The 2,333-nt window shown below is 27.3% G+C and carries 6 protein-coding genes; all 6 read right to left on the bottom strand.

Going from position 1 to position 2,333, the window contains the following annotated elements; translation table 11 throughout:
• The coding region (locus tag SPJ17_RS05510) for a sigma-70 family RNA polymerase sigma factor (RefSeq protein WP_321093374.1) at window positions 1-460 on the bottom strand (460 nt) is incomplete at its 3' end.
• 16 nt (window positions 461-476) lie between these two features.
• On the bottom strand, window positions 477-647 hold the full coding sequence (locus SPJ17_RS05505) for a hypothetical protein (RefSeq protein ID WP_321093372.1): 171 nt from the start codon (window positions 645-647) through the stop codon (window positions 477-479).
• 44 nt (window positions 648-691) lie between these two features.
• A complete protein-coding gene (locus SPJ17_RS05500; RefSeq protein WP_321093371.1) occupies window positions 692-877 on the bottom strand; it encodes a hypothetical protein in 186 nt (61 codons plus the stop codon).
• Between the two features lie 42 nt (window positions 878-919).
• Window positions 920-1,126 (bottom strand): hypothetical protein, encoded by a 207-nt coding sequence (locus SPJ17_RS05495; protein WP_321093370.1) that lies wholly within the window; start codon window positions 1,124-1,126, stop codon window positions 920-922.
• A 10-nt stretch (window positions 1,127-1,136) separates the two neighbouring features.
• Window positions 1,137-1,505: a hypothetical protein gene (locus SPJ17_RS05490; protein ID WP_321093368.1), complete on the bottom strand. Its 369-nt coding sequence runs from the start codon at window positions 1,503-1,505 to the stop codon at window positions 1,137-1,139.
• A 63-nt stretch (window positions 1,506-1,568) separates the two neighbouring features.
• Window positions 1,569-2,162 (bottom strand): hypothetical protein, encoded by a 594-nt coding sequence (locus SPJ17_RS05485; protein WP_321093367.1) that lies wholly within the window; start codon window positions 2,160-2,162, stop codon window positions 1,569-1,571.
• Window positions 2,163-2,333 lie beyond the last annotated feature (171 nt).

Raw genomic sequence — 2,333 nt, 5'->3', positions numbered from 1 at the left:
TATCAGTTTGACTATACCCTTGTATAAGCATTTTGCATATATCACTGTATCTTTTATTCTCACAATTATCTAAGCATTCTATAAAGTTAATTAAATCAATACTGCTGTCATCACTTTTAACACTTGCTATATCTATAAATTCTCTTTCTTCATTGGACCTTTCAAGCACTATATTATGTTTTTGTATATATAGGGTATTTTCTTTGTCCTGTAATTTCTTTTGATTTTCAATATACCTACTCATTTTGCCCCATATCCATCTAGTGGCATAGGTACTAAATTGAAATCCTAAGGTGGAGTCAAATTTATCTCTTGCCCTTAATAATCCCATCATACCTTCATGTATTAATTCTTCCTTTTTATGAGCTTCTTCATAGATCATCCATCCTTTAAATTTCTTCCATGCTATATCTATAATTAATCCCATATGCTTTTCAATAAAAATACTATCTTCATCCATATAACTATTCCCTCATTTAAAGCACTCTTACAACTTCTCTCTTATCTATATCTTTTAAATACTCTTCTAACTCTTTTGGAGTTAATTTATAACTTATAACTGTTTCATCATTTATTTTTAATTTTCTTTTTCTTCTCTCCCAGTTCCACCTATTACTCATGTTATGAGAAGGTTTTAACTTTGCCATAATTTCATTCCACCTATAATTCCTTTAATCTCTACACCATTTCATTACATTTCTAATTCTATTTGATATTTTAGTTGCTCAAATAAATCTTGTAAAATATCTTCCATTTCATCAATATTTATATTTAAATTATACTTTCCAATTATATATGATGTATCTTTCTTAGATTGATTCCCTAAAAATATTGCTAATAACTTACCGTCTTCTTTATTTAAAGTTATATTAACCATCTTATTATCACCTTTCTATATTTTATAATTTAAATTTATATATTATTTTTTGTAATCAATTATCTTTTCTAGTATGTCTTCTTCAAACACAAAATCTTCTGTGCATCTTTCATCATAGTTAGCTAAGTATACTATTGCATCTTTGTTATCATAAATATCTTCTAATACTTTAAATTTTGCAACTATTAAACCTTCACGCTCTCTTTCAAAAGGACTTTTATATTTAATTCTATCTTTTACTTTATACATATTATCTCCTTTATCTAAAACTATTTATCCACCAGCAGTACAGATCTTCTATCAAATTCTTAGGTACGAAAGCGAATATATCGCCTTCATTAAATTCCATCAATTCTTCATATCTCGGAAACTCCTTCAATACTCTAATATCACAAGTTAAGCAACCATCATATATAATAGCTATTTCAAATTCTTCATATTTGTCTAATGGTAGCAATGCTCTAGGGGTGCAGTAATGACTTTCGCTAGCTTGAACGGATAAGCTATATTTATCATCTATTCTTAACCACTCACATATCCTACTACCTCCTGGGTTATTACTAGAGAATAATGATTTACCTTCTCTAGGATATTCTTCACTTACTTTTAAATCTCTTAAAAACCTCATATCAGTTCCTCCTATTTTACTAATATCAAATCAATCTCTTCTTTCGTCATATCCTTATCAAACCTACTCTTCATCGAATCTGTTGGCAATTTTCTTTTGTTTTCTTTTACTAATTTTTTTATTCTTTCTTTTTTCTTCTATTTCAGCCTTCATTGCTTTTAATTCTTGTAGTCTTTTTTCACTATGAAATGCATAAGGGCAATTATGTAATTTTTCAACTCTACTCATCATATTATTTTCAAAGATGTCATATAAGCTACAATCTGAAAAATTATTACCACAATCTTCACAATATTTTTTACTACACAACATACCTAACTTTTCAAACTCAGGTCTCTCTATTTTAACTATTTCAAACTCAGTTTCATAAGTTCCAAATACTCTATCATGCATCCATTTATCAACTATTCTAATTGGTTCGTTTTGTGCTTTTATAGTTCTCTTCACGAATTTATCTTTTTCTTTTTGTGGTAATCTATCTAATATGCTTTTCATAGCTTTCATATTGTATGTAATTGCTGTTTTTATCCATTTGGCTTCATCTCTTGTCATGTTTCCATATTCAACCCACCTATTTACTATAGATGTATTTATTTCTACCATATGAAAAACAAATAATAAGTCCGTTAAATCTTTTGAATTTAAATACTTTTTCATATCCCTCTCCTGTTATTACCTTATTTTCTTTTTAGTTCGTTTAGCTTAATGATTATATTAGCTATATTTAACCCTGTTTTTGTTAATTCTCTATTTTCATTTATTAATCCATTTTGATTTAAAATTAATAATTGTTCATTGTCTACCAATAACAGATTTTCTTTAGTTATG

The sequence above is a fragment of the Anaeroplasma sp. genome, from assembly GCF_034179385.1.
Lineage (GTDB): Bacteria > Bacillota_I > Bacilli_A > Acholeplasmatales > Anaeroplasmataceae > Anaeroplasma.
This window is presented reverse-complemented; position numbering and strand designations above follow the sequence as displayed.

Excerpts from the sequence above, each read along its gene's own strand:
- SPJ17_RS05505 (WP_321093372.1), bottom strand. The coding sequence starts at position 647 with ATGGCAAAGTTAAAACCTTCTCATAACATGAGTAATAGGTGGAACTGG.
- SPJ17_RS05500 (WP_321093371.1), bottom strand. The coding sequence starts at position 877 with ATGGTTAATATAACTTTAAATAAAGAAGACGGTAAGTTATTAGCAATA.
- SPJ17_RS05495 (WP_321093370.1), bottom strand. The coding sequence starts at position 1,126 with ATGTATAAAGTAAAAGATAGAATTAAATATAAAAGTCCTTTTGAAAGA.
- SPJ17_RS05490 (WP_321093368.1), bottom strand. The coding sequence starts at position 1,505 with ATGAGGTTTTTAAGAGATTTAAAAGTAAGTGAAGAATATCCTAGAGAA.
- SPJ17_RS05485 (WP_321093367.1), bottom strand. The coding sequence starts at position 2,162 with ATGAAAAAGTATTTAAATTCAAAAGATTTAACGGACTTATTATTTGTT.